Source organism: Labilibaculum filiforme (assembly GCF_002843315.1).
GTDB classification, from domain to species: Bacteria; Bacteroidota; Bacteroidia; order Bacteroidales; family Marinifilaceae; genus Labilibaculum; species Labilibaculum filiforme.
Map to the genome: position 1 here is coordinate 184,395 of NZ_MVDD01000002.1, position 23,649 is coordinate 208,043.

General features: G+C 34.0%; 22 protein-coding genes and 1 pseudogene. 15 read left to right on the forward strand and 8 right to left on the reverse strand.

Annotated features, from left to right (window positions below):
- Positions 1-199 precede the first annotated feature (199 nt).
- The 4 genes and pseudogenes from BZG02_RS03420 (at position 200) to BZG02_RS21280 (ending at position 4,503) form a co-directional block, all read left to right on the forward strand.
- Complete coding sequence (locus BZG02_RS03420; RefSeq protein ID WP_101260010.1) at positions 200-1,933, forward strand: PAS domain-containing sensor histidine kinase; 1,734 nt, start codon at positions 200-202, stop codon at positions 1,931-1,933.
- Positions 1,934-2,246: 313 nt separating this feature from the next.
- Positions 2,247-2,921 carry a PrsW family glutamic-type intramembrane protease gene (locus tag BZG02_RS03425; protein WP_101260011.1) on the forward strand — a complete coding sequence of 225 codons (675 nt, stop codon included), beginning with the start codon at positions 2,247-2,249 and terminating at the stop codon, positions 2,919-2,921.
- A gap of 296 nt (positions 2,922-3,217) precedes the next feature.
- Positions 3,218-4,033, forward strand: a pseudogene (locus tag BZG02_RS21100) (permease).
- Positions 4,034-4,077: 44 nt separating this feature from the next.
- Positions 4,078-4,503, forward strand: coding sequence for a thiol-disulfide oxidoreductase DCC family protein (locus tag BZG02_RS21280; protein WP_101260012.1), 426 nt, complete (start codon positions 4,078-4,080; stop codon positions 4,501-4,503).
- A 62-nt stretch (positions 4,504-4,565) separates the two neighbouring features.
- Here the strand turns inward: BZG02_RS21280 and BZG02_RS03440 are convergent, their stop codons facing one another.
- Complete coding sequence (locus BZG02_RS03440; protein WP_101260013.1) at positions 4,566-5,660, reverse strand: 6-phosphofructokinase; 1,095 nt, start codon at positions 5,658-5,660, stop codon at positions 4,566-4,568.
- 240 nt (positions 5,661-5,900) lie between these two features.
- Between BZG02_RS03440 and BZG02_RS03445 the strand changes: the two genes are divergently transcribed.
- The gene (locus BZG02_RS03445) at positions 5,901-6,398 is read left to right on the forward strand and encodes an O-acetyl-ADP-ribose deacetylase (RefSeq protein ID WP_101260014.1); all 498 of its coding nucleotides are present in this window, start codon (positions 5,901-5,903) and stop codon (positions 6,396-6,398) included.
- Here the strand turns inward: BZG02_RS03445 and BZG02_RS03450 are convergent.
- From BZG02_RS03450 to BZG02_RS03460, 3 genes are all read right to left on the reverse strand, one after another.
- On the reverse strand, positions 6,395-6,829 hold the full coding sequence (locus BZG02_RS03450; RefSeq protein WP_101260015.1) for a rhodanese-like domain-containing protein: 435 nt from the start codon (positions 6,827-6,829) through the stop codon (positions 6,395-6,397). The genes BZG02_RS03445 and BZG02_RS03450 overlap by 4 nt on opposite strands.
- 93 nt (positions 6,830-6,922) lie before the next feature.
- Positions 6,923-7,390 (reverse strand): HAD family hydrolase, encoded by a 468-nt coding sequence (locus BZG02_RS03455; RefSeq protein WP_101260016.1) that lies wholly within the window; start codon positions 7,388-7,390, stop codon positions 6,923-6,925.
- Between the two features lie 113 nt (positions 7,391-7,503).
- The gene (locus BZG02_RS03460) at positions 7,504-9,036 is read right to left on the reverse strand and encodes a DUF3078 domain-containing protein (RefSeq protein WP_180335616.1); all 1,533 of its coding nucleotides are present in this window, start codon (positions 9,034-9,036) and stop codon (positions 7,504-7,506) included.
- A gap of 663 nt (positions 9,037-9,699) precedes the next feature.
- On the opposite strand from BZG02_RS03460, the gene tnaA reads away from it, so the two are divergent.
- Both tnaA and BZG02_RS03470 read left to right on the forward strand, forming a co-directional pair.
- A complete protein-coding gene (tnaA, locus tag BZG02_RS03465) occupies positions 9,700-11,079 on the forward strand; it encodes a tryptophanase TnaA (RefSeq protein ID WP_101260018.1) in 1,380 nt (459 codons plus the stop codon).
- A gap of 217 nt (positions 11,080-11,296) precedes the next feature.
- The gene (locus BZG02_RS03470) at positions 11,297-11,623 is read left to right on the forward strand and encodes a hypothetical protein (protein ID WP_101260019.1); all 327 of its coding nucleotides are present in this window, start codon (positions 11,297-11,299) and stop codon (positions 11,621-11,623) included.
- A 115-nt stretch (positions 11,624-11,738) separates the two neighbouring features.
- Here the strand turns inward: BZG02_RS03470 and trhA are convergent, their stop codons facing one another.
- A complete protein-coding gene (gene trhA, locus BZG02_RS03475; RefSeq protein ID WP_101260020.1) occupies positions 11,739-12,422 on the reverse strand; it encodes a PAQR family membrane homeostasis protein TrhA in 684 nt (227 codons plus the stop codon).
- Between the two features lie 419 nt (positions 12,423-12,841).
- Between trhA and BZG02_RS03480 the strand changes: the two genes are divergently transcribed.
- From BZG02_RS03480 to BZG02_RS03495, 4 genes are all read left to right on the forward strand, one after another.
- Positions 12,842-13,597 (forward strand): DUF4197 domain-containing protein, encoded by a 756-nt coding sequence (locus BZG02_RS03480; protein ID WP_101260021.1) that lies wholly within the window; start codon positions 12,842-12,844, stop codon positions 13,595-13,597.
- A 356-nt stretch (positions 13,598-13,953) separates the two neighbouring features.
- Complete coding sequence (locus BZG02_RS03485) at positions 13,954-14,145, forward strand: cold-shock protein (protein WP_101260022.1); 192 nt, start codon at positions 13,954-13,956, stop codon at positions 14,143-14,145.
- A 401-nt stretch (positions 14,146-14,546) separates the two neighbouring features.
- Positions 14,547-14,738 (forward strand): cold-shock protein, encoded by a 192-nt coding sequence (locus BZG02_RS03490; protein WP_101260023.1) that lies wholly within the window; start codon positions 14,547-14,549, stop codon positions 14,736-14,738.
- Between the two features lie 443 nt (positions 14,739-15,181).
- Positions 15,182-15,373, forward strand: coding sequence for a cold-shock protein (locus tag BZG02_RS03495; RefSeq protein WP_101260024.1), 192 nt, complete (start codon positions 15,182-15,184; stop codon positions 15,371-15,373).
- Positions 15,374-15,461: 88 nt separating this feature from the next.
- Here BZG02_RS03495 and BZG02_RS03500 read toward each other — a convergent pair whose 3' ends face one another.
- The gene (locus tag BZG02_RS03500; protein WP_101260025.1) at positions 15,462-15,917 is read right to left on the reverse strand and encodes a cold-shock protein; all 456 of its coding nucleotides are present in this window, start codon (positions 15,915-15,917) and stop codon (positions 15,462-15,464) included.
- Positions 15,918-16,207: 290 nt separating this feature from the next.
- Between BZG02_RS03500 and BZG02_RS03505 the strand changes: the two genes are divergently transcribed.
- A complete protein-coding gene (locus tag BZG02_RS03505; protein WP_180335617.1) occupies positions 16,208-16,741 on the forward strand; it encodes a GNAT family N-acetyltransferase in 534 nt (177 codons plus the stop codon).
- Positions 16,742-16,891: 150 nt separating this feature from the next.
- On the opposite strand, the gene BZG02_RS03510 is transcribed toward BZG02_RS03505, so the two are convergent.
- A complete protein-coding gene (locus tag BZG02_RS03510; protein ID WP_101260026.1) occupies positions 16,892-18,061 on the reverse strand; it encodes an ATP-grasp domain-containing protein in 1,170 nt (389 codons plus the stop codon).
- Between the two features lie 212 nt (positions 18,062-18,273).
- Here BZG02_RS03510 and BZG02_RS03515 point away from each other — a divergent pair, with 212 nt between their 5' ends.
- The 3 genes from BZG02_RS03515 to BZG02_RS03525 all read left to right on the forward strand — a co-directional run bounded on the left by BZG02_RS03515 (position 18,274) and on the right by BZG02_RS03525 (position 20,532).
- Entirely contained in the window at positions 18,274-19,224 is a 951-nt protein-coding gene (locus BZG02_RS03515) for an NAD(P)-dependent oxidoreductase (RefSeq protein ID WP_101260027.1), read from the forward strand.
- A 63-nt stretch (positions 19,225-19,287) separates the two neighbouring features.
- The gene (locus tag BZG02_RS03520) at positions 19,288-20,055 is read left to right on the forward strand and encodes a type III pantothenate kinase (protein WP_101260028.1); all 768 of its coding nucleotides are present in this window, start codon (positions 19,288-19,290) and stop codon (positions 20,053-20,055) included.
- 18 nt (positions 20,056-20,073) lie between these two features.
- A complete protein-coding gene (locus BZG02_RS03525; protein WP_101260029.1) occupies positions 20,074-20,532 on the forward strand; it encodes a CYTH domain-containing protein in 459 nt (152 codons plus the stop codon).
- Here the strand turns inward: BZG02_RS03525 and BZG02_RS03530 are convergent.
- Positions 20,503-23,613, reverse strand: coding sequence for a serine hydrolase domain-containing protein (locus BZG02_RS03530; RefSeq protein WP_180335618.1), 3,111 nt, complete (start codon positions 23,611-23,613; stop codon positions 20,503-20,505). The genes BZG02_RS03525 and BZG02_RS03530 overlap by 30 nt on opposite strands.
- Between the last annotated feature and the right edge of the window lie 36 nt (positions 23,614-23,649).

Genomic DNA, 23,649 nt, shown 5'->3' on the forward strand with positions numbered 1-23,649 from the left:
ATTACCATCTATCCCTACCTTTCAACACCAAATAAAAACTCCTTTTCCTAAAGTTTCAGAACTTTTTAAAACTTATTCAAATTTCACTTTCTGAAAATTAATATGTACCTTAGAAATTAGAAATAGTAGTTAGCATCTAACATTAATTACCACCTTAGTTTAAATTCTATTACCTGTTTTATCGCTCAATATAAATCTTATGGATTATACGAATAAAACGAAGAAAGAACTCCTTTCCATCATCAAAAAGATGCAGGTACAAAACAATACTTCCAAACAACTAACAGAAAAAGAAACTAGCATTCAGAAAAAATCAGAAGCATCTTTATATGAATCAAAAAAGATGCTTGAAATGGTTATGAATAGTATTCCTCAGTTTATTTTTTGGAAAGATTGCAATTCTGTTTACATGGGATGCAATGAAAATTTTGCACTTGCTGCTGGATTAAAATCTGCCATCGAAATTGTAGGGAAAACAGATTATGATTTGGCTTGGCAGAAGGAAGAAGCTGATTTTTTTGTGAAAGTTGACAAACGAGTAATAGAAAGTGGCGTTGCAGAATATCGAATTATAGAACCACAATTGCACGCCAATGGGAAACATGCATGGTTAAGAACAAATAAAGTCCCAATTTACAACGATCAGATTGAAATTATAGGTATTCTGGGAACCTACGAAGACATAACCGAACAAAGGTATGCTGAAATAAAGTTGCAAGAAAATAGCGAAAAGATTAAAAAACAGAACAAAGATTACCAACAAATTAATAAAGACCTTAACCACATAAACAAAGAGTTACAAAACGAGAAAGAAAGATCGGAAGAGGGAGAAAAGCAATTAAAATTAATCGCAAACAACCTTATGAATGGAATGCTTTATCAGGTAGTAACCACTGATGGGCAGAATAGAAAACTTAACTACATAAGTGATGCCGTAGAAAAATTTTATGGTTGCAGTGTTAAGGAAGCAAAAATGGATGCATCCTTAATTTACAATAAAATTCATCCAGAAGATAAGGCTCATTTCTTAGAAATGGAACAAGAGTCCATAAAAAACATGATCCCCTTTAAAGCAGAAGCACGAATAATAAATCCCGATGGTAGTATCCGATGGTCTTATTTTACTTCTAACCCTCGAAAAATAAAAGGATTAACTTGCAGTGACGGTATTGAGATAGATATTTCGGACCGAAAGCAATTAGAACAAGAGCTAACCGAAGCCAAAGAAAAAGCAGAAGAAACCGACCATTTAAAAACAGCATTTCTTCAAAATATGAGCCACGAAATTCGTACTCCTATGAATGCGATTATGGGTTTCTCGAGCTTACTAAATGATAATTTCAATAACAAACAAAAATTAGAACGATTCTCCCAAATCATTAATCAGCGTTGCAACGATTTGCTCGAAATTATAAATGGGATACTCGATATCTCAAAAATTGAATCGGGACAATCCACCACACACATCGAAGAATATGATTTAAAGGATTTGTGTACTGAACTCGATCTATTCTACAATGAATATCGAAAGCGTATTGGAAAAGAACATATCCAGCTCCATCTTCGCTTACAAAATTTACTTGAAGAAACTATAATTCAAACCGACAAAGTAAAACTAAAGCAAATATTAATCAACCTAATTAGTAACGCATTCAAATTCACTGAAAGAGGTTCGATTGAATGTGGATGCAAATTAGAAAACAATCAATACATATTTTATGTTACCGATACTGGAATTGGTATTCCGGAAGACAAACAAAAAATGATTTTTGAGCGTTTTATGCAAGCCGATGTTTCCACCTCTGGAGTGCATCAAGGAACGGGTCTTGGCTTAGCTATTTCAAAAGCATTTGTAAAAATGTTAAAAGGTGAAATTTGGCTGGTAAGTAAGCCTGGCAAGGGAAGCTCTTTTTATTTCAGTTTACCAAGCTAACAGGAAACATTTTCTTGTTTACCTACACATCAGCAACAAGCAAAAAAAAAAGCCATATAAAAACAACAATAACAAGTAGTTGATAGTGAATAAAAAAGTAAGCTCTCCCCCCTATTTGGTTTGATAATTCTTATTTACATGCAATCTATTTTGTTTGCTAAGGAGCTTTTTCTAAATTCGTAACTTTCACAACAAAAACAAAATTGATTTTATTACAAAATAGTTAGAATCACAATTATCCACAGATGGATACTCGCTGCCTAATTGCAATAAATCAACATGAATTTAATTTTTTTTCACCACTACAAAATCTATGAATCTCCTTATTGTCTCTGTTGCACCAATAGCTATTATTTTATTCTACATTTACTATCGTGACAAATACGAAAAAGAACCAATAAGGCTTTTAATGAAAGGTCTTGGTGCAGGCATGATCATCACCATACCAGTTATTTTTGCTGAGCAGGCAGTTTCTGCTGTCTATCCTCTTTTTCTTTGGGGACAAATTGGAGATGCATTTGGCAATGCTTTTTTAGTAGCGGCACTGTGCGAAGAAGCTTTTAAATTACTAGCCGTTTACCTCCTAATTTGGAAAAACCCTAATTTTAACGAACGATTCGATGGTATTGTTTATGCTGTTTTTGTTTCTCTAGGTTTCGCACTAGTAGAGAACATGATGTATGTATTTTCTCATGGAATGGAAACCGGTTTATCAAGAGCTTTTACCGCCGTTCCAGCGCATGCCATGTTTGGAATCATGATGGGTTATTATTTGGGTTTGTCGCGTTTTTCGGCTCGCAAAAGAGTCCAGTTTTTCACACTCGCCTTTATCGTTCCTTTCTTTTTTCATGGAGTTTACGATTTTATCTTAATGGTTAATATCCCATGGATACTGCTTTTATTCTTTCCATTTTTGATTTTCCTAATGCGAAAAACAAACGGCAAAATGAGGGAGCTTGAAAACAATTCCATATTCAAATATCAATAATTGATATCTTACTTATGCACATTAATGGAATTTATTTGAGTCCGCGATAAAAACACAACAAACCAAGCTTAATTTTATTTCCAAAATTTTCCTTTTTCACAAAATACAAAGCACCAATAGAAAACAACTTATACTTGCATTACTTTTACTACTGGTTTGGTATTTACTGTATGTAAATCTGCAAAACATATCCGATTTTTAGATGCAAAAGGGACCCCACTTATCCGAAACCTTGCGCTTTTTTATTTTTGAGGTACCTAAAGTATTGCTCTTACTAGTACTTATAATATTTGGTGTTGGCATTATCCGAAGCTATTTTTTCTCCTGAAAAAACCAGAAAAGCTTTAGCTGGCAAATCCACTTTTATGGGAAATATTTTGGCTGCAATGCTTGGTGTTTTAACTCCCTTTTGCTCGTGTTCTGCAATTCCTTTGTTTTTGGGACTTGTAGAGGCAGGTATACCTTTAGGAGTTACTTTTAGTTTCCTTATTGCGGCTCCAATGGTAAATGAAATAGCCCTAATTATGCTGGTTGGATTATTTGGGTGGAAAACTGCAATTATTTACACCTTAACAGGTTTACTTATTACCATTTTTGCTGGCTATTTAATTGGAATTCTAAAACTTGAAAAATATGTACAAGCATGGGTTTTTGAGGTGAAAACAAGGCAATCCGGTACCAATGAAACCAAAATAACTTTCTCCGAACCAGTTAAAGTTGGCTGGGATACAGTAAAAGAAATTGTTGGTAAAATATGGCTCTACATAGTTATTGGTGTAGCAATTGGAGCTGCAGCTCACGACTATGTTCCTGAAGATTTTATGGCAAAACTTATGGGAAAATCAGCATGGTATTCTGTCCCATAATCCATCCTTATCGGGATTCCCATGTATTCTAGTGCGGCTGGAATTATTCCAATCGTAAGCGTTTTAATTGAAAAGGATGCCGCATTGGGAACTGTTCGTGCTTTTATGATGTCGGTAATTGGTTTGTCCTTACCAGAAATTATAATCCTTAAAAAGGTATTAAAAATGCCTTTGATATTCGCATTTGTTGGAATTGTTGACGTTGGAATTCTTTGTGTCGGATTTATTTTTAATTTTATCTACTAAAGGGATGAACATTTTGTCTTGTAAACTGTTTCACCAATAGTTATATGCAACATATCCAATCAGATCAAAATTATTCAAACCCTATCGTACTATTCGATGGAGTTTGTAACTTATGTACAACTTCTGTTCGGTTTTTACTCGCTTATAACCAAAAAGAAAATTTACATTTCGCATCACTTCAATCCAATTTTGCCAAAGAATTACTTTTACAATACCATCTCCCAAGTTCAAAATTAAGTACTATCATCCTTATCGAAAACCAACAAGTGTATACAAAAAGCATTGCTGTATTAGAACTAAGCAAACATTTAACATATCCTTGGAGAGTGTTTTACTTTTTAAAATTCGTACCAAGAAGAATTTCCGATTGGGTTTACGATCGAATCTCAAAAAACAGATACAAATGCTTTGGTAAAAAAAACCAATGTATGATTCCCAAACCAGAATGGAAACATCGATTTTTTGAATAATTAAAAGCATAAAAAAAACCGAAATCCATAAGGACTCCGGTTGTATATCTTTAGCAACAGAATTAGTCTCCAAATGCGATACCAACACCTTTTGCTGTTTTCACTAGGTTAGCTTTTGGATCAACAAGGTTTTGTTTTCCAATTGCCTCAGGAAGAGGAACTCCAACCACCTCAGGATGACGATAAGCCACCATCTGACCAAATTTTCCTTCCAATACCATTTCGAATGCCTTTACTCCAAATTGAGTAGCCAACACACGATCATAAGCCAAAGGAATACCACCACGTTGTAGGTGACCTAATACAGTTGTACGAATATCAGCTTCAACACCAGCAGCTTTTAATTCAACCAACAAACGATCGGCGGCACCACTTAATTTTAAGTTTGGATTTCCCACCTCGGTACTTTGTGCGGCCAAAGCAGAACCACCTTTCGGCATAGCTCCTTCAGCAACAACGATAATACCAAAACCTTTTCCTTTTAGAAAACGAGTATCTAATTTTTCCTTAATTTTTTTAATATCATAAGGAATTTCAGGAATCAAACAAGCTTCTGCTCCTCCTGCAATCGCAGCACTTAAAGCAATCCATCCCGCATCACGTCCCATAGCTTCTAAAATAAAAACACGGTTATGAGATGCTGCAGTTGTTTTTAACTTATCAACAGCTTCGGTGCAAATTTGAACTGCAGTTTGATAACCGAAAGTAAAATCGGTTGCCGAAAGGTCGTTATCAATGGTTTTAGGTACCCCAATAATGTTTAATCCTTTTTCGTAAAGTGCTTGCGAAATTTTCTGAGAACCATCACCACCAATACTAATAACAGCATCGATGCCTAGGTATTGCAGTTTGCGAATCATCTCATCCGAACGGTCGGCAGATCCCCAAGAACCATCTTTATTTTTTACAGGCCAAGCAAATGGACCACCTTTAGTAGTAGTTCCAATTATAGTACCACCTTGGTAGTGGATTCCTTTTACAGCAGCATCATCTAATATTTTTATCTCTGTTGGTTCTTTTAGTATTCCATCGAAAGACTGAATACTTCCAACTACTTCCCAATCTTTTTCTTGAGCTGCACGTTTCACCACGGCGCGAATTACAGCATTCAACCCTGGGCAATCACCACCTCCGGTTGCAACTAATACTCTTTTCATAATTGTCAATTTAATATATTTCAATCAATTTGCTTGGCTAGCTCGGCTAAAGTAAAAATATTTTTTTAATCTCGAACAAACAATTTCACAATCAGTGAATTGCAATCGATTTCGGAATCATTTTTTATAATGATTTTGAATTATTAATTTTAAGCTAATTTATAAATTTAGGGATTGCAAATCAGTTTTATGCAATTATAAGCTGAAAAACAGTCATTTAAACTTTAATTCTCAACAATAATGGAAATTTTAATCGCAAAAGCGAACATAACCAAACTAACTGTTGATGCCATTGTAAATGCAGCCAATGAAAGTCTACTTGGCGGAGCTGGTGTAGATGGAGCAATTCATCGAGCCGCTGGACCTGAATTATTGCAAGAATGTAGAAACCTAAATGGTTGCAATACTGGTGAAGCCAAAGTAACTAAAGCATACCGACTTCCAACAAAGCATGTTATTCATACCGTTGGACCCATTTGGAAAGGAGGACAATTTAACGAGAGACAGCTACTCAAAAATTGCTACCGAAATAGTATCCAAATAGCCGAGAATATGCATCTAGAAAGCATTGCTTTTCCAAATATCAGTACCGGAGTTTATGGTTTCCCAAAAAAAGATGCTGCGGAGATAGCGATTAAAACCATTCAATCGGAAGCAAAACATCTAAAATCAATTCGTAAAATTATCTTTTGTATTTTCGATGATGAAAACCTTACTATCTATAAAGAATTACTTTAGAATGAAATGGTTTCTTCTACAACTTCCGGATAGGTCCAGAATTTGTATTTCCCCCAATTCAGCATTTGAGTATGTCCTTTTTCCTCTAAAAAGTTAATAACACTTTGCGACTTTAAACTTATATCGCAATAAAAAATCAATTGCTTTCCTAAAGGAAATTCAGCATATCGATTCTCTATTTCATCAAAAGGTAAATTAATTGCGGTAGGAATATGTCCTAATAAAAAGAATTCCTCCTCGCGAGTATCTACTATCCAAATATCATCAACCGGATTTTTTGTTAAAGCAAATAAATCTTCGGCTTTGCAATATTTCTTTAAATTCTCACCTCCAATTGAAACATACCCTGTGTAATTAGGGATATGAATAAAATACCAATAGATTCCGAAACCAATCGCAATCAACGAAACAAGAAGCAAAAACATATTCATAACCTATAATTTCTTAAAAAGTAAACTTTATCTATAAAAATGCAAAAAAAAATCTCCAAAAAAGGAGATTTTAAATGTCTTATAAAGAAACGATTACCGTTTCATAGTAGCTATAAATGTATCTTCATCTAAAAAGAAGTCTAAAGCATCGTTAATAGAAGGAACGATAACATCCACATGGTCAATAATATCCTTATGAATTCCTTCTCCCTGAAGGGTCGCAATAGATACCACTGACTGAACAAATAAACCAATATCAATACGAGCATTACCAATAGCAGCAACATTATTACTTCCTAATGATAGTAAGATATCTTCTTTTTCTCTTGAATTATTTGCCTCATAGTAAGCAACTCCGGTTGCATCTGATAGTTCACGTGCTTTTCCTCTTTGATCCGAAGAAATCATCACTACATTTACGCCAAAAGATTGCAGGCGTTGAATTTTTTCAATTACTCCAGGTACAATTTCACCTCTTACAGTTAATGTTCCATTCGAATCAACGACTAAAGTGTCGATCTCAATTTTTCCAACTCCTGGTACTCTATAAATTAAACTCATCGATTTACGCTTTAAATTTAGACCGGAAAAATAGTGTTTTTTATAGTAAGTAAAAAAGGTTTTAGAACATCTTTTACATCGAATTTAGTAACAATTATAGTTCTAAATAACCACTAAAACCGATAGCTGACTCCTACTTCAAGATTCTCTTTAAACTGCACTTTTGATCCCGTATCATCATCGGATATTAAATGGGTAGATAATTTTGTGGACAGGTATTGATTAATTGGCATCAAAAATGTGAGTTCCCAATTTACATCTACATTTTTTGGTTTCATTGCGTAGTTGGAATATAGAGTTAATTTGTTTTCTAAACTTAAATCACCCCAAAATTTCACCTTATGAAAAATATTAACATAAGATCCAACTTCCTTTTTCACTTTTTTGTCTTCATCAACACCAAAAACAGTCTGATCAATTAAACTAGTATCTCGTACTATGGTATATTTAGCCGCAATTGGGGATAATAAAATCGAAAAATCCTTCTTTGGCTTATAATCCATACCAATCGAAGCAATTATATATGCAGGAGCAAAAAAGCTCGACTTTAAAGTCCTACTCTCATCGTTAGCGTATGTATAGCCCCGAACAGCTTGTGTTCGTAAATTAAACAATGCCGAATAATACCATTTTTTTACCGCCTTTTGTCCATATTTGGTATTAAACTCTATTCTATCCTCGTTTTTACGAAAACTATTATCTCCTGACTTTAACAAGCCATATTTCACATCTAGTTTATTTTCCCAAGTATGATTACCCGAATTATAATTTATAAAACCACTGGTGGTAAATATCGTTGCGATGGAGCTCTCTCCTCCGCCTGCCCAACTATCACTTACGTGGCCTTGATTGAATGATAAGCCAACTGTAGCCCCCAACTTCCATTTTTGAGAATAACGTTTATACTTTCCAAGTTTAGCCAAACTATACTGATCGCTAGCAATTTTTTCTTCCAGCTTTACTCTGGTTCCTCTCATTTTGGATTTCTGAACCGATTGCTGATATACATCATCATCTACAAGAATACGAACCGATCGGTCATTGGTATTCTGAACCCATATTCCAATTGAGTCTCTCCTATTTTTCTTTAACCAAAACCGTTTAAAATCCTGTTTCCCATTATTAATCCAGAATTTTATAGAATCATTCTGATAATTTTTCACTCCTAAAAGAACGGAGTCTCTACTAATTTCACGAATCCATTGATGAACCGGATCATTTTCAACATACCCATACAATTCCTCCATAGCATGTGCTTTCCATGCATCATCGGTATCCAACTCTTCGGGCTTTGATAATTCTGGCTGATAACTCAATACCTTCTCCAATGCCATTTGCTTTTTTACCTTTCGGAGTGCCTCTTCCGTAGTACGCGTTTCGATATATTCTTTCAGATAGTAAACCATATTGCGAATACTATCATTTTTAACGTATTGCAAAAGAGTATTCACTGCATCTTGTACTGAATCTGTTTGATGATGATGCTTCTTTGCATAATTCATTTCCAATTCGCGAACAATAAATCGAAACCCTACATTATCGATATGATGCAAAGGATCTACAAGTAAATTCAAAACTGAATCATTAGAATAATACTTGATTGAATCAGACTTACTTTGTTTCAATTGATAAGTCGATTTCTCCATTTTTATATTTTTGGGGAAAACAGAATCTTTCTTAACATTTCGTTGCGAAAACGAAACTAGTGACTGAAGCAGAATTAACAAAACACAAAAACCTCTAATCATAGGACAATGATTTTTACTTCTTTAAATAGTTATATGGCTAATGGAAAATCTTATCAAGTAAGAATTTTACCAAGAAAACTTGGCTCTTGCAAATTTGTTGAAATTATTTCTTTATAAAAAGAATAATAACAGTCAATTAACTCAATTTATTGTCACTTAGTCAAGATTTGTATGCTTTCTTCAGAAACAAACGTTTGCACAAAATATTCTATTCTTCTTTCTATTCAGCAAAATTTATTCTAATTTTGACAATAGTAGCAAATCAGAAATCATGGAAACAAAGTATCAACTTCCAAAACTGACACACAAAGTCTATCTTAATATTAAAAATAGAGACGAGTTTCACTTCTAAACTCGTTAGGAGGCATCCTGCCCCAAATTTTTACGCATACATCTTAAAAGTACTTTATTGATAGGGAATAATTACATTCCATAGATAATTACGTGGGCATATACTCCAATAAAATGTCATGAATAGGTCTCCTATTTAAAATCTTCTGTCTACAGTAAGATTAAGCAGGCGATAAATTCCTCAATTACAAATATTTAAAACATAAACTTATGAAATTACCATTCGCAGAATCATATAAAATTAAGATGGTTGAAACCATCAAAAAAAGTACTCGTGAAGAAAGAGAACAATGGTTAAAAGAAGCTAATTACAACCTTTTTAATTTGAAAAGTGACCAAGTATTTATTGACTTACTAACCGATTCGGGAACAGGAGCAATGAGCGATAAACAATGGTCGGCAATGATGTTGGGGGATGAAAGTTATGCAGGTGCACGCTCCTACTACAATATGAAAGAAGCGATTAAAAACATCATGGGGTTTGATCATTTCCTACCTACTCACCAAGGCCGAGCTGCCGAAAATGTATTGTTCTCGGTTTTAGTTAAAGAAGGAAATATTGTTCCGGGAAACTCACACTTCGACACCACCAAAGGACATATTGAGTTTCGAAAAGCAAAAGCGGTTGACTGTACAATTGACGAAGCTTTTGATACTGTAATCGATCATCCTTTTAAAGGAAATATCGACCTAGTAAAACTAGAGTCTGTTCTTTCTACCTATCCAAAAGAACAAATTCCAATGATTATAGTTACAGTTACTTGTAATAGTTCCGGTGGACAACCAGTTTCGATGGCTAATATGAAAGCAGTTAAAAAACTGGCCGACAAATATGAAGTTCCGGTTTGTTTCGATTCTGCTCGTTTTGCTGAAAATGCTTACTTTATTAAAATCCGCGAAGAAGGATATCAAGATAAAACGATTAAAGAAATCGTGAAAGAGATGTATACATATGCTGATATGGCTACCATGAGCTCGAAAAAAGATGCTATTGTAAATATGGGTGGATTTATTGGTATGAAAGATAAAAACCTTTGGAAGCAAGCATCTACGTACAATATCATGTTCGAAGGCTATGTTACCTATGGAGGAATGTCGGGGCGTGATATGAACGCATTGGCACAAGGACTCGACGAAGGAACTGAATTTGAATATCTTGAAACTCGAATTAAGCAAGTAGAATACCTAGGTGCTAGATTGGAAGAATTTGGCATTCCTTTTCAAAAACCAATTGGTGGCCATGCTATTTTTGTTGATGCTAAAAAGATTTTAGCTCACATTCCAAAAGAAGAATATCAGGCACAAACTTTAGGTTGTGAATTGTATTTTGAAGCTGGAATTAGGGGCGTTGAGATTGGGGCGATATTAGCCGACAGAGATCCAGAAACAAGAGAGAATCGTTACCCAGCCTTAGAGTTACTTCGTTTAGCTATTCCTAGAAGAACATATACGAACAACCATATGGATGTAATTGCAGTCGCGCTCAAAAATGTTTTCGATCGTAGAAAAGAGATTAAACATGGATTTAAAATTATTGACGAAGCTCCAATAATGCGACACTTCACGGTTCAATTACAAAAAATCGATTAATTAAAAATCAAAAATACCATATCCTAAAGCTCTCTGTCGAGAGCTTTTTTTATGCGCCAAATAAAGAATTACTTCCTTAATAATCTTTTATTTTTCCGGAAGCCAAAAATTACGTATTTTTAAATATCAACGAGAACATTCAGATTATCAGGAGATAAATACACAAACTCTAAATATAAATAAAGAAAAAAAGAAGTAAATCCTAATCTCCAAACCCATGACTACAATTGACTTAAAATTAACTCTTCAGTTAAAGGAAAACGAATTTTTTAAGGTTGGCGATCACATTTTTACCAAAAATGAAAACCTGCAACCTCTTGAAAACCAAGTACATTTTTGTGGCTCCTGCGCTATCGAAGCATTTAAAGAGTACGAAAATTTACTAAGCTTGGAAATCATGGAACGCTGGTCGAAATTAACAAAAGCCCTAAACCAGTCCACCTCTTGCTGTGCCGTTTGGGATGATCGAAAAATAATTCAAGAATTGGTTGACAACAAGGAACATTCTGTTTCCTGGTATGTTCAAAACTGCAGAGTTTGTTAGACTCAACTAAAATATTCATGAGGCTGTTTTAAACTCAAACCAGACATAGTGATTCTCGTCCATAGAAAAATCGCAATTCCCCCGAATTCACATTCTTATTTCGAGTCAGCCTCATTTACAAAATACAATAATAAACCGCAATAAAGTGAGAAATACTACCTGCAAATACGAACAAATGCCATATAAAATGATTGAATGGTAATTTTCTCCACACATAAAAAATCACACCCAACATATAAAATACACCACCTGCAATGATCCATTGCAAACAAATGGCTGGCAAAGACGCACTAAAGGCCGAAAAATTAAAGAAGAGTATCCAGCCCATAAATAGGTAAAGTAGGAGAGAAATCCACCGATATCTTCCTAATAAAAATATTTTATAAATGATTCCAATAGCAACCAATCCCCACAAAACCATTAAATAAAGTCTTCCTACTTGATTATTCAAATAAATAACAAGAAAAGGAGTGTAAGTTCCTGCAATCATAAAGAAAATGCTGATATGATCGAACTTTCGATATAGTTTTCGATTGGGATGTCCAACCATATAATGGTACACAGACGAAGATGCATAAAGTAAATTAAAAGCAATTACAAATAATAAACACGCAATAAAACCATTAATATTTTGTGTTTCGTAAGCGATATTTAACAACCACAAACCGGCCGGAATACCAAAAACGAATCCGAGTCCATGAGAGAACCAATTAGCAAACTCGTGAATAGCTTCCTTATCCGATGAAAATCTTTTCTTTTCCTCTTCAGCCCAATTTACAAGTAATAAAATCCACTTCATAGTATCCAATTTAATCGTCAATCCATACCTCCTTTTTAGAGGAAATCAAATTTCAGGAAAAGTTTCGATGTAGCAAAATTAATAACACCTCAATTTGCAATCAATTAAAGTAGAATGAAAAAGCCTGTTTGTATTGAGTATTTCCTTCCTATAATTGAATAAAATCTTATTATAGTCATGCCCTATAAAATTAGTTTACAAAAAATAGAAGTAAGTATGAAAACCTTACTAAAAAGAATAACTACTCTACGAAAAAGGGAAGATTTTATGCAAACATTAACCAAAAAAGAACGGCAAGTAAACAAGCTCATTTAATACCTTCAGATATTATCTATGGGGATTTTTTAGTGAATATTCTATCATTTTTTTTTGATACCTTGGTACTTTAAAAAATAAACAGCTTATTAAAAGCATACCTTATGAATAAAAAAATCACCATTGTCCTATTTAGTTTACTATTTGCATCTTGCGCTGAGCTACAACCGTTCATCGATCAGTATGCACAAACACAAACCGCACCTTTAACTAGCACTGATGTAAGCACTGGATTAAAAGAAGCCCTAAAAGTTGGGAGTAAAAATGCTTCAAATGTTTTATCCTTACAGGATGGCTTCTATAAAGACGAGTTAGTTAAAATACTACTACCTCCTGAAGCACAAAGCATTACCAAGAACATCAACCTAATTCCAGGAGGAGAACAGCTAATTGAAAAAGTAGTTGTTCGACTTAACCGTGCCGCCGAAGACGCCGTTACCGAAGCGACACCAATATTTGTAGCAGCAATTACCGAAATGACTATAGCTGATGCATTTGGCATACTTAAAGGGGAGGATAATGCAGCAACATTATATCTTCAAAATAAGACTCAAGATAAATTAAAAGAACTATTTATGCCCAAAGTGAAGGCATCTCTTGATAAAAAACTAATAGCCAATCTATCAACAAATGAATCGTGGAGCCTATTAACACAAAACTACAATACGGTAGCAGGTAGTTTTGCAGGCAAGTTAGCCAACTTAGAAACAGTAAATACAGAACTAGATGCGTATGTAACAGACAGAGCTCTTAGTGCACTATTTCTTAAAGTCGCAGACGAAGAAAAACTCATCCGAAAAGACCCTTTGAAAAGAGTGAACGACATCTTAAAAAGAGTATTTGGCGAATTAGATCAATAAAAGAGTCTACTTTCTTTGTTAATATAGACTTAAAGAATCAAAACACCTGGCACTACGCGAATCATAACGTGCTATATAACAGCGGTATGATAGTTGCAATTAAATTAGCAGGAATATATTTTACAATTCCACACTCCAATTTAAAACTATCTGGGTACTTAGTTAGGATAGCGTAAAAGTTTTATATAACTTTGCAATGTTTAAAAGTCTTAATGGAGATTTATTCTTCACTATTAATTTCAATATCAATCATTACTATTTGTTTCTTTTGAAATAAAAATAATAAGTTTGTTACTGTTAATTACTAAAATTTAGAGTCTTTAAACGTCAAATTTATTATTTTAAAAAACATTACAATGGAAGGAACAGTAAAATTCTTTAACGAATCTAAAGGTTTTGGATTCATTAAGCCAGACGATTCAAGTGAAGACATCTTTGTACATTCAACAGGTCTTATTGACGAAATTCGTGAAAACGATAAAGTTGAGTACGATTCAGAACGTGGAAAAAAAGGTATGAATGCCGTTAACGTAAGAGTTATCGACTAATTCGTATTACTTTTATACAAAATAAAAACCATCCAATAGGATGGTTTTTTTATGACTATAAATGAAGAACAATATTCAAACTGGAGCAAGAGAGCTTTTAATTCAATAATTTAAACTAGCAACGATAAATTCCCTTTCCTAATAAGTGAAGCCACAATCCCCCCCCTTTTTCGAACAAAACCTCCGGATTTTAATTAAAACAAAAACTTCACCTATTATTCTTGGATAGAAAAAATTTTTATCTATCTTTGTCGCGTTCTAGAGTCTTACTAGATAATAATTTCAATATCATTCATTACTATTCATTCCATCAAGGAATAAAAAATAATAGAACTGTTACTGGCAATTAATTAAGATTTAAGACCTTAAACGAACATTTTATTATTTTAAAAAACATTACAATGGAAGGAACAGTAAAATTCTTTAACGAATCTAAAGGTTTTGGATTCATTAAGCCAGACGATTCAAGTGAAGACATCTTCGTACATTCAACAGGTCTTGTAGACGAAATTCGTGAAAACGATAGAGTTGAGTACGATTCTGAGCGTGGAAAAAAAGGTATGAATGCCGTTAACGTAAGAGTTATCGACTAATTCGTATTACTTTTATACAAAATAAAAACCATCCAATAGGATGGTTTTTTTTATGACTGCAAATGAAGAACTTAAGAGCAATGAAAGCTTTTCAACCATATTTAAGAATCATTAGATCCTCTGCAATAATTACTCCTTCTAAATTGTATTCTTCTCCTCCCCCCATTTTACAAGCAAAACATTGCTATTTCGAATAGTAAACAAGCACAAACTCCTTATTACAAACACGATAAAGAGCAACAAAAACTTTACATGTAATTTTTGGATTGAAAAATTGTTTTATTTATATTTGTTTTGTTATAGAGTCTTACTAGATAATAATTTCAATATCATTCATTACTATTCATTCCATTCAGGAATAAAAAATAATAGAACTGTTACTGGTAATTAAATAAGCATTAAGACTTTAAACAAACATTTTATTATTTTTTAAAAACATTACAATGGAAGGAACAGTAAAATTCTTTAACGAATCTAAAGGTTTTGGATTCATTAAGCCAGCAGATTCAAGTGAAGACATCTTCGTACACTCATCAGGTCTTATTGACGAAATTCGTGAAAACGATAAAGTTGAGTACGATATGGAAAAAGGAAGAAAAGGTATGAACGCAGTAAACGTAAGAGTAATCGACTAGTTCATATTACTTTCATACAAAATAAAAAAACCACCCAAAAGGGTGGTTTTTTTATTTTCTGAAATTTTGTAACAACCAAAGTGGCTATTTATTTTTTAACTAAAGTAACATTTACTGCATTCATCCCTTTAGGACCACGCTCTGTTTCAAAGTTAACTTTATCGTTTTCATTTACAGAATCTACAAGACCATTGATATGTACAAAAATACTTTCCTTGGTTTCTAAATCTTTAATGAAGCCATATCCTTTACTTGTATTGAAAAAAGATACAATTCCTTCTCTTAAAGGTTGTTCTATATTGCTATCATCACTATTTCGAGCACCAAGAACGATATCCTCTTCGTTAATCTCTTTCTTCTTTTTAGTTGGATCTGGTGGAGTATCACTCAAATTTCCAAACTCATCTGTATAGGCAAGCATTTCTTCGAAGGTACGGCCAGGATTGGCTTTACGCTCTTCTTTACGCGCTTCTTTTTCTTTTCTTTTTTGGAGTTTTTGCTTCTCTTTCTCTTTTTTGTTGTAAGTTTCTTTTGGTCTCGCCATAGCTTTTTTAAGATTCGAAATTCATTATATTCCTTTAAAAGTTGAATTAGATAATTAATTTGTCTATCCGATCATTTCCTAAAGGTTCTGCAATGTACGGAAATATTCTCAACAAATTGCTAATTATTTATCCTTAAGGGCATAATGTGCACCTGAATATGAAAAATTTAAACTGTAATTCTAGCAATTCATTGAATGAAAAAAGCCAATTATAGAAGATTTAAACTCGAATTAGCTAAATTTTCTCTATCTGGTATATGTTTTCTATCTTCGAAATAAATTGGTAACAAATGGAATTACATTCAAAAAGATTATGCTTGCAAACAATTCAAATGGATCACGCTGAAGAAGTATTCAATTATCGTTCAGATGTTAATACCAATCAATACCAAACTTGGATTCCAACAAAGATGAATGATGTTTACAATTTTATCAACAATCAAGTTTCGATAAATATCGATCAAATAAGTTCATGGTATCAATTTGTAATTGTTTGTAAAGAGAATAAAAAAGTGATTGGAGATATTGGAATTCATTTTTTAGATGAAGATAAAAAACAGGTAGAACTTGGTTGCACGCTGGCAAAAAACTATCATGGTAGAGGTTTTGCAAGCGAAGCATTAACTGAAACTATTCGCTTTCTATTTCAGGATTTAAATAAGCATCGAATTATTGCTTCGGTTGATCCTGCAAATGAAAAATCGATTGCTATGCTCGAACGCATAGGGTTTCGAAAAGAAGCTCATTTTATTAAAAGCCTTTTAATAAATGGAGAATGGGTTGACGATGTTGTTTATGCAATTCTTAAAGAAGAATGGACCTGAAAACCGAGATAAAGCGATCGCTAAAAAACTATGACTTCTTATAAAACACACAATTTTCCTTTAATTTTTAAGCATCTCTAAAAACATTGTCTACACCAAAAAAGTCTTTCCGATACTAAAACTAGTATTTGCAGTAATTAGCCAACTTCTTTAATGAGGTTCCACAAGAACAAAATCACGTAAATCAGAAACTAAAATATCTTCTATCTCTTTAAATTTATGCTTTGGAGTTTTAGTAAATAACATTCCGAATATTGAGTATAATTTATAATCTATTTTACGCAATTCCAATGGATTATAGAATAGGCTTAATAGTTTCTCATAATCAAATTTTGAAATTTGATTAGATGGTATTTTTGTAGAATTATCTAAAATGATTAAAGAATAAATCTCCTCATCCATTTCACTCAATATCTGATCCCAATCGGGCTTTACATTACATAAAAAGCTGTGGTATGGATTTAATTTGGTTGCCAAAAATGTTAAATCAGCAGTTGTACACCAACCTCCAAATCGCATTGGATTCACCTCGATAGGAATTAATTTTCCCGAAGCATCCACACGAACTTCGATATGAACAGGAAAATTTTTCAATTCAACTCGCTCTCCTAGCTCCTGAACAAATTGTGTAAATTTTGGAAGGTAAGTCTTAATCAACTCTTTGGAGGTATAATAAACTCGATCGCTAACATCTTTTTCGGAAGCGAAAAGATGTTTCAATACCCCTAAAACTACGGCTTGACCATTCTCGTCGAAATAAGCATCAAAAGCAAACTCCTCCCCGTCAATAACCTCCTCAATTAAAAAAGAGGATGCATTCACAACCTCGATAGGAAATAGTGCCTGAGCATCGTTAAATTCTTCAAGAATTAATTGTTTCACTCGTATCCAATCCTCCTTATCAACAACCTTATGCACTCCTAAACTTAAAAACCCGACAGCCGGTTTAATAATAAAAGGCATGGGTAGCTCATTTAATTGAATATCATCTAATTTCTGGAACAATACTTCCTTAAAAAAGAAGTCCGGAAACATTGTTTGGATCAACTTTCGAAATTCTATTTTATTTTTAAATACATTAATATATTCCGGTAGTTTGGTGAAAGTTAAATGATTCATCACCCAATTAATAGAATTCTCCGAATTAGTATAAATTCTACTATTCGAATTCTCGCGAAAATTCCGAATAATTAGATCTGAATTTACCATGGAAAGCTCTCCCACTTCCAGAACATTTCCAGTATCCAGAGCTGAAAAATTATATTTTGCAATTGTTTCCTTTAAAAACCTGGAAACGTATGGCTTATCCAATAAAATCATAAAAAATAAGTGTTGTCTGTTGTAAAATTCGAAACAAAGCTACAAAATATGTTGATAGAAATCTATGTCCAATAAGAATCCATCAAATTCAGACTCTAAGCTACATATTCAAAATTGATTGAAAACTGTATTAAAATCATCAACTATTATTCATGGTCATTTTGATTAAATCCTTACCTTTTCAAGTCTAAAAATTAGCAATACTCAATCCTGTGAAAAATAAAATACTTATCACCTATTCTGTTCCAAAAGAAGGACTTACTCAATTAAGTTCCCATTTTGAATTAATTTATCCTGAAAAGGAATTCTTTACAAAAGAGGAATTGATTGAACGAATTCCAGACTGCTTGGGTTTACTATCTATTTTTAACCGAGAAGTAGATGCAAGCATAATAAAAGCAGGGAAAAATCTGAAGATTATTAGTAATTACGGCGTTGGTTTTAATAATATTGATATAAACGCTGCAAATAATCAAGGAATAGTTGTTTGCAATACGCCTGATGCAGTATGCGAACCGACTGCAGAATTATGTATGGGACTTTTATTAAGTCTAAGCAGACAAATTGCAAGTTGCAATAATGGCTTAAAAACAAATTCGGAATTTGAGTGGGGTGTAATGAAAAATTTAGGAAGCACACTTCGAGGAAAGACATTAGGTATTATTGGAATGGGGAAAATTGGTAAATCGGTAGCTGAAAAGGCACTGGTTTTTGGAATGAATATCGCGTATCACAATAGAAAACCTATTTCGGAAATTAGGTGGAAGGATGCCGTTTATATGAATTTATCGGATTTGCTTGAAAAATCGGATGCTATTTCTTTACACTGTCCTCTTACTCCCAAAACGCACCATTTATTAAGTGAAAAGGAGTTCTTGAAAATGAAAAAAAACTCCTTTTTAATTAACACATCCCGAGGTGCAGTGGTTCATGAAGCAGACTTGGCCAATGCTTTAGAAGAAGGAACAATAGCAGGTGCAGGATTGGATGTTTTCGAAAATGAACCACTTATTCATCCCAAACTATTGCAACAAAAAACAGCTCTTCTTGTGCCACATATTGGTACTGCTACCATCGAGACCAGAATTGAAATGGGAAGAGAAGCTAGTGAGAATCTGATTCTTTATCTGAATAATGGAATTATAAAAAATAGAGTTAATTAGGCCATTTTTTTAATGCTTTTGCCGATCTTTATCTGTAATTAAACAGTAAATAGAATCCAATATATGCTTTTAGCCATCGATATAGGAAATTCAAATGTAGTTTGTGGTTTATCGAACAACAATCATTGGACCGAACAATTTAGAATTCATACGGTTGCAAATAAAACAGCTGACGAATACGAAGTAATTTATCGAACCTTACTATCTAGTCGAAATATCGATTTGAATAAGATTGACCGAGTAGTTTTGAGTAGTGTTGTTCCCTCCTTGATTCACCCTATTCGTGAAATGATTCAAAAACTATTCAATCAGGAACCACTTGTTTTAGGTCCAGACTTGTATCCCCGCTTAGGTATTGGGATTAGTAATCCTTACGAAATAGGAACAGATTTAGTCGCTAATGCAGTAGCTGCTCACAATAAATACTCGGGCAATTGTATTGTTGTTGATTTTGGAACTGCACTTACTTTTACAGTAATAAAAGCAGATGGTGATTTGTTAGGTGTTACAATTGCACCAGGTTTAAAAACTGCCATGGCATCGCTTTCTCAAAAAACAGCTCAGTTACCAAATGTCGATTTGGTTGTACCACCTTCCTGCATAGGAAAAAATACGGTTCATGCCATTCAAGCAGGTATTGTACTTGGTTACAAAGGATTAATAGAGTCGCTTTTGATTGGAATGAAGCAGGAAATGGAAGGAAAAACAACTGCTATTGCTACTGGTGGGTTAGCATCTGTAATGTTACCAATTCTTACCCATTTCGATCATCATGAACCAATGTTAACTCTCGACGGACTCAAAATTATTGGAAATAAGTTTTATAAATAGAACAATCAGTCATAAAATATGCCTTTAGAAATAGAAAGAAAGTATCTGATTAAAGCAAATTTATTGAAGCTTCCCCAAGAGGGAAAAAAGCTTATTCAAGGATACATTTGGAGCGATCCGACTAAAAGTTTACGAATTAGAATTGCAGGAATTAAGGCATTTTTAACGATCAAAAGTGGAACCAATCCTTTAAACAGATCGGAATTTGAATACGAGATACCGATACAAGATGCTCAAGATCTTTTACTGCTCTGCGATTCGAAAATTGAAAAAACACGATACCTAATTCCTCAAAATAATTTATTTTGGGAAGTAGATGTATTTGAAGGGAACAACACGGGTTTAATTGTTGCTGAAATTGAGTTAAACTCTGCGGACGAACAATTTGAAGTTCCACAATGGATTGACCGTGAGGTAACAAACGACAGCAGATACCTAAACGTTGAATTAATAAAACATCCCTTTTCCAAATGGTGAAAAAGGCAAGGTGATAAATTCGGGAGCATTTTTCTCTTCCTGAATGATTGACTTGTATATTTGTTTCTGAATTTTTGTTCGCACATCCATTTCAATTAGCTTGGTATTCGATTCATCCGGACAAATTCTGTTGGATAGAAAAATATACAGCAAATTATATTTAGGATCCACCCAAATCATAGTGCCTGTAAAACCCGTATGACCATAACTTAATTCGGAAGCCTCTTTACAAGTCGGCCCTCCATTTTCATTGGTGTTGTAAAAAGGTTTATCAAAACCAATTCCTCTTCTATTATCGGAGTTAGGATAAGCCCGAGAAGTAAATTTTTTTATTGTCTCGGCACTAATGAATGTTTCCCCTCCATAGGAACCTTCCTGAAGATACATTTGTGCTAATTTTGCTAGATCGCCAGCATTGCCGAACATTCCAGCATGCCCCGAAACGCCACCCAACATTGCTGCCGTAGGATCGTGCACGTAAGCTGTAAGCAGTTGTTTTCGAAAAAACTTATCATCTTGCGTTGGAACCATTCTATCTACATTAAAGCGTTTTAATGGATAATACCCTAAGCTGGAAGCACCTAATAAGGTATACAAATGCCTTTGCACATAACTATCTAAACTTTCACCTGAGATATCCTTAACCATCTCTCCCATCATAATAAAACCAAGATCGCTATATTTATATCCTTTTGAATCGCGCAAATCAGTAGCAAGTATTTGATTAATAATTGTATCGTGATATCCTTTATGAATATACATATTGTCTGCAACCTGTACTGGATACTCTTCAGAACTTAGATTGGAAAAAATTCCATCCTTAAATTTATAATTTCGATCTAAATACAGTCTGTCGGCCACCTTAAGACTGTGTCGTTTTGAGTAGGTACGACTAAACAAAACACGGTCGAAACTCGAAGAGTCGATAGCTTCCCAATGAAATGGTTTCCAACTCAACAATCCTGCTTCGTGAGCTAATATTTTTCTAAGAGGAAGCGTATCTTTATTGGTTCCTTTCGCCTTCTTGAAATACTCCCCAAAGGAGTGATCCACATTAATCCATCCTTCATCGCACAATTGCATTAAAGCAGGAAGAGTAGCTGTTATCTTTGTAAGAGAAGCCAAATCGTAGATATCCGGATTGCGAACCTCCACTTTTTTATCGTAGGTATAATGCCCATACGATTTATGAAACACCACCTTACCATTTCGAGCTACCAGGACTTGACAACCGGGAGTTGCTTTTTTTTTTATAGCATCATTTACTATTGAATCAATCACATTTAGCTTAAGCGTACTTAAACCAGCTTGTTCGGGCAAAGAAAATCCCAAACGGGTATGTTTGGTTTCGAACCCCGTACCCACCGTAAAACGCTCATTTACCGTAACCGGTAATCGTCCCTGAGATGCTAAGCCTCCAAAAATTATTTGTGAAGAAGCCATCTGAGTTTCAATATTATCCTCATACGAGACTAAAATTCCCTTTAAGCGATCTGTACCTTCGTACAAATCCAAACCGTAAGGATTTGCAAATAAATCAAAAATTACCTTTTTACTTTTTGAAAGCTCGGAAAGAAACTCGATAGTTTGATTTGTTATTCCAAATTTTCTCGTTGCCCGAAGATCACTATCGTGCTTACTTACAATTATTAAATTATATTTATCCAGCTTTTTTAATAACTGATAATAACTTTCGATAGAAGCATTTTTCTCAATCTGAAAAAAGTCGATATCGGCATATCTACCAAGGTATTCCTGAAATCTATTCCGAATTGGAACGCCCATAGCGATCGACGCAATTTTTAGAGTATCCAATCTTTTTAATGGCAATAATTGATCCTCATTTTTCACTAAAGTGATTGCCTTTTCGGCCAAACTTCGTCTTAGAATAAAACCTTCCTGTGTATTTAGTCCCGACCAAAGCTTATTCTGATCAATTGGCTTGTAGTTATTTAAGTTCAACCAATATTTTGCCTTTAAAATCTTCAAACACTTTTCGTTGATATTCGTCCAAGAAAGCTCTCCGCTTTTTAAAGCTAATTTAATTTCTTTTATCGCTATTGGTACCTCTTCGGTAAATAAAAGAACATCATTACCAGCAACTAAAGCCTTGGCATCAACCACTCCTTTGGCATAAAATTTACGAACTCCATGCATATTTAAAGCATCTGTAAAAACTAAGCCTTTAAATCCCATTTGCTCTTTCAGTAATTGAGTAACGATGGGTTGCGAAAGTGTAGCCACTTTTTGAATGGAATCTAGAGCAGGAACATTTAAATGGGAAACCATAATGCCTCCCAAACCATTATTTATTAAACGCTGAAAAGGAAAAAGCTCAATAGAATCGAGCCTAGCAATAGGATGATCTACCAAAGGAAGATCAAAATGGGAGTCTGTTTCAGTATCTCCGTGACCAGGAAAATGTTTTCCTACTGGAATTATTCCTGCTTTCTGCATTCCAGCTGCAAATGCAAACGACTTATTGCTAACATTATAACGATCCTCGCCAAAAGAACGACTATTAATTACCGGGTTTCGCGGATTATTATTTACATCCATTACTGGTGAGAAATTTACATGAACACCAAGCCTAACACACTCACTACCAATTTGTTTTCCCAGCTGAAAGATCAATTCATCATCTTGAATTGCTCCCAGCATAATTTGCCTAGGGTAACTTATTGTTTGTTTTAATCGAGCTCCAAGTCCAATTTCAGCATCCATCCCAATCCACAGCGGGACTTTCGCCAAGCTTTGATACCAGTTCGTTAATTCTGCTTGTTTACCAGGTTCACCTTGGAAGAATATAATTCCCCCAATTTGATACTTACTTACAATTCCTGCAATTCGTTCGGCCTCCTCTTTTCCTTTATTTGAGTATGCTGCAATCATAAACAATTGAGCAATTCGCTCGTCATCACTTAAAGTGCTCAAAATTGAATCGGCCCAGCTATTAGGCTCAGTCAATCTATCAATCAATCTATCCTCTTCCAAAGCCAAATTTTGTGCCGACACAAAAAGGTGACTTACAAGAAAAACAAGGAGAATTAAGAATCGGTTTAGGGAATATATATTTGTCATGAAAATCTTTCTATAGCAATAATAACAATGCATTAA

What these genes read in the sequence shown, in the direction of transcription:
- BZG02_RS03500 (WP_101260025.1), bottom strand. Translation starts at nt 15,917, where the DNA reads ATGGCGAGACCAAAAGAAACTTACAACAAAAAAGAGAAAGAGAAGCAA.
- trhA (WP_101260020.1), bottom strand. Translation starts at nt 12,422, where the DNA reads ATGAAGTGGATTTTATTACTTGTAAATTGGGCTGAAGAGGAAAAGAAA.
- BZG02_RS03470 (WP_101260019.1), top strand. Translation starts at nt 11,297, where the DNA reads ATGACTACAATTGACTTAAAATTAACTCTTCAGTTAAAGGAAAACGAA.
- tnaA (WP_101260018.1), top strand. Translation starts at nt 9,700, where the DNA reads ATGAAATTACCATTCGCAGAATCATATAAAATTAAGATGGTTGAAACC.
- BZG02_RS03455 (WP_101260016.1), bottom strand. Translation starts at nt 7,390, where the DNA reads ATGAGTTTAATTTATAGAGTACCAGGAGTTGGAAAAATTGAGATCGAC.
- BZG02_RS03440 (WP_101260013.1), bottom strand. Translation starts at nt 5,660, where the DNA reads ATGAAAAGAGTATTAGTTGCAACCGGAGGTGGTGATTGCCCAGGGTTG.
- BZG02_RS03480 (WP_101260021.1), top strand. Translation starts at nt 12,842, where the DNA reads ATGAATAAAAAAATCACCATTGTCCTATTTAGTTTACTATTTGCATCT.
- BZG02_RS03450 (WP_101260015.1), bottom strand. Translation starts at nt 6,829, where the DNA reads ATGAATATGTTTTTGCTTCTTGTTTCGTTGATTGCGATTGGTTTCGGA.
- BZG02_RS03495 (WP_101260024.1), top strand. Translation starts at nt 15,182, where the DNA reads ATGGAAGGAACAGTAAAATTCTTTAACGAATCTAAAGGTTTTGGATTC.
- BZG02_RS03460 (WP_180335616.1), bottom strand. Translation starts at nt 9,036, where the DNA reads ATGGAGAAATCGACTTATCAATTGAAACAAAGTAAGTCTGATTCAATC.
- BZG02_RS03530 (WP_180335618.1), bottom strand. Translation starts at nt 23,613, where the DNA reads ATGACAAATATATATTCCCTAAACCGATTCTTAATTCTCCTTGTTTTT.
- BZG02_RS03510 (WP_101260026.1), bottom strand. Translation starts at nt 18,061, where the DNA reads ATGATTTTATTGGATAAGCCATACGTTTCCAGGTTTTTAAAGGAAACA.
- BZG02_RS03525 (WP_101260029.1), top strand. Translation starts at nt 20,074, where the DNA reads ATGCCTTTAGAAATAGAAAGAAAGTATCTGATTAAAGCAAATTTATTG.
- BZG02_RS03490 (WP_101260023.1), top strand. Translation starts at nt 14,547, where the DNA reads ATGGAAGGAACAGTAAAATTCTTTAACGAATCTAAAGGTTTTGGATTC.
- BZG02_RS03445 (WP_101260014.1), top strand. Translation starts at nt 5,901, where the DNA reads ATGGAAATTTTAATCGCAAAAGCGAACATAACCAAACTAACTGTTGAT.
- BZG02_RS03425 (WP_101260011.1), top strand. Translation starts at nt 2,247, where the DNA reads ATGAATCTCCTTATTGTCTCTGTTGCACCAATAGCTATTATTTTATTC.
- BZG02_RS21280 (WP_101260012.1), top strand. Translation starts at nt 4,078, where the DNA reads ATGCAACATATCCAATCAGATCAAAATTATTCAAACCCTATCGTACTA.
- BZG02_RS03485 (WP_101260022.1), top strand. Translation starts at nt 13,954, where the DNA reads ATGGAAGGAACAGTAAAATTCTTTAACGAATCTAAAGGTTTTGGATTC.
- BZG02_RS03505 (WP_180335617.1), top strand. Translation starts at nt 16,208, where the DNA reads ATGGAATTACATTCAAAAAGATTATGCTTGCAAACAATTCAAATGGAT.
- BZG02_RS03420 (WP_101260010.1), top strand. Translation starts at nt 200, where the DNA reads ATGGATTATACGAATAAAACGAAGAAAGAACTCCTTTCCATCATCAAA.
- BZG02_RS03520 (WP_101260028.1), top strand. Translation starts at nt 19,288, where the DNA reads ATGCTTTTAGCCATCGATATAGGAAATTCAAATGTAGTTTGTGGTTTA.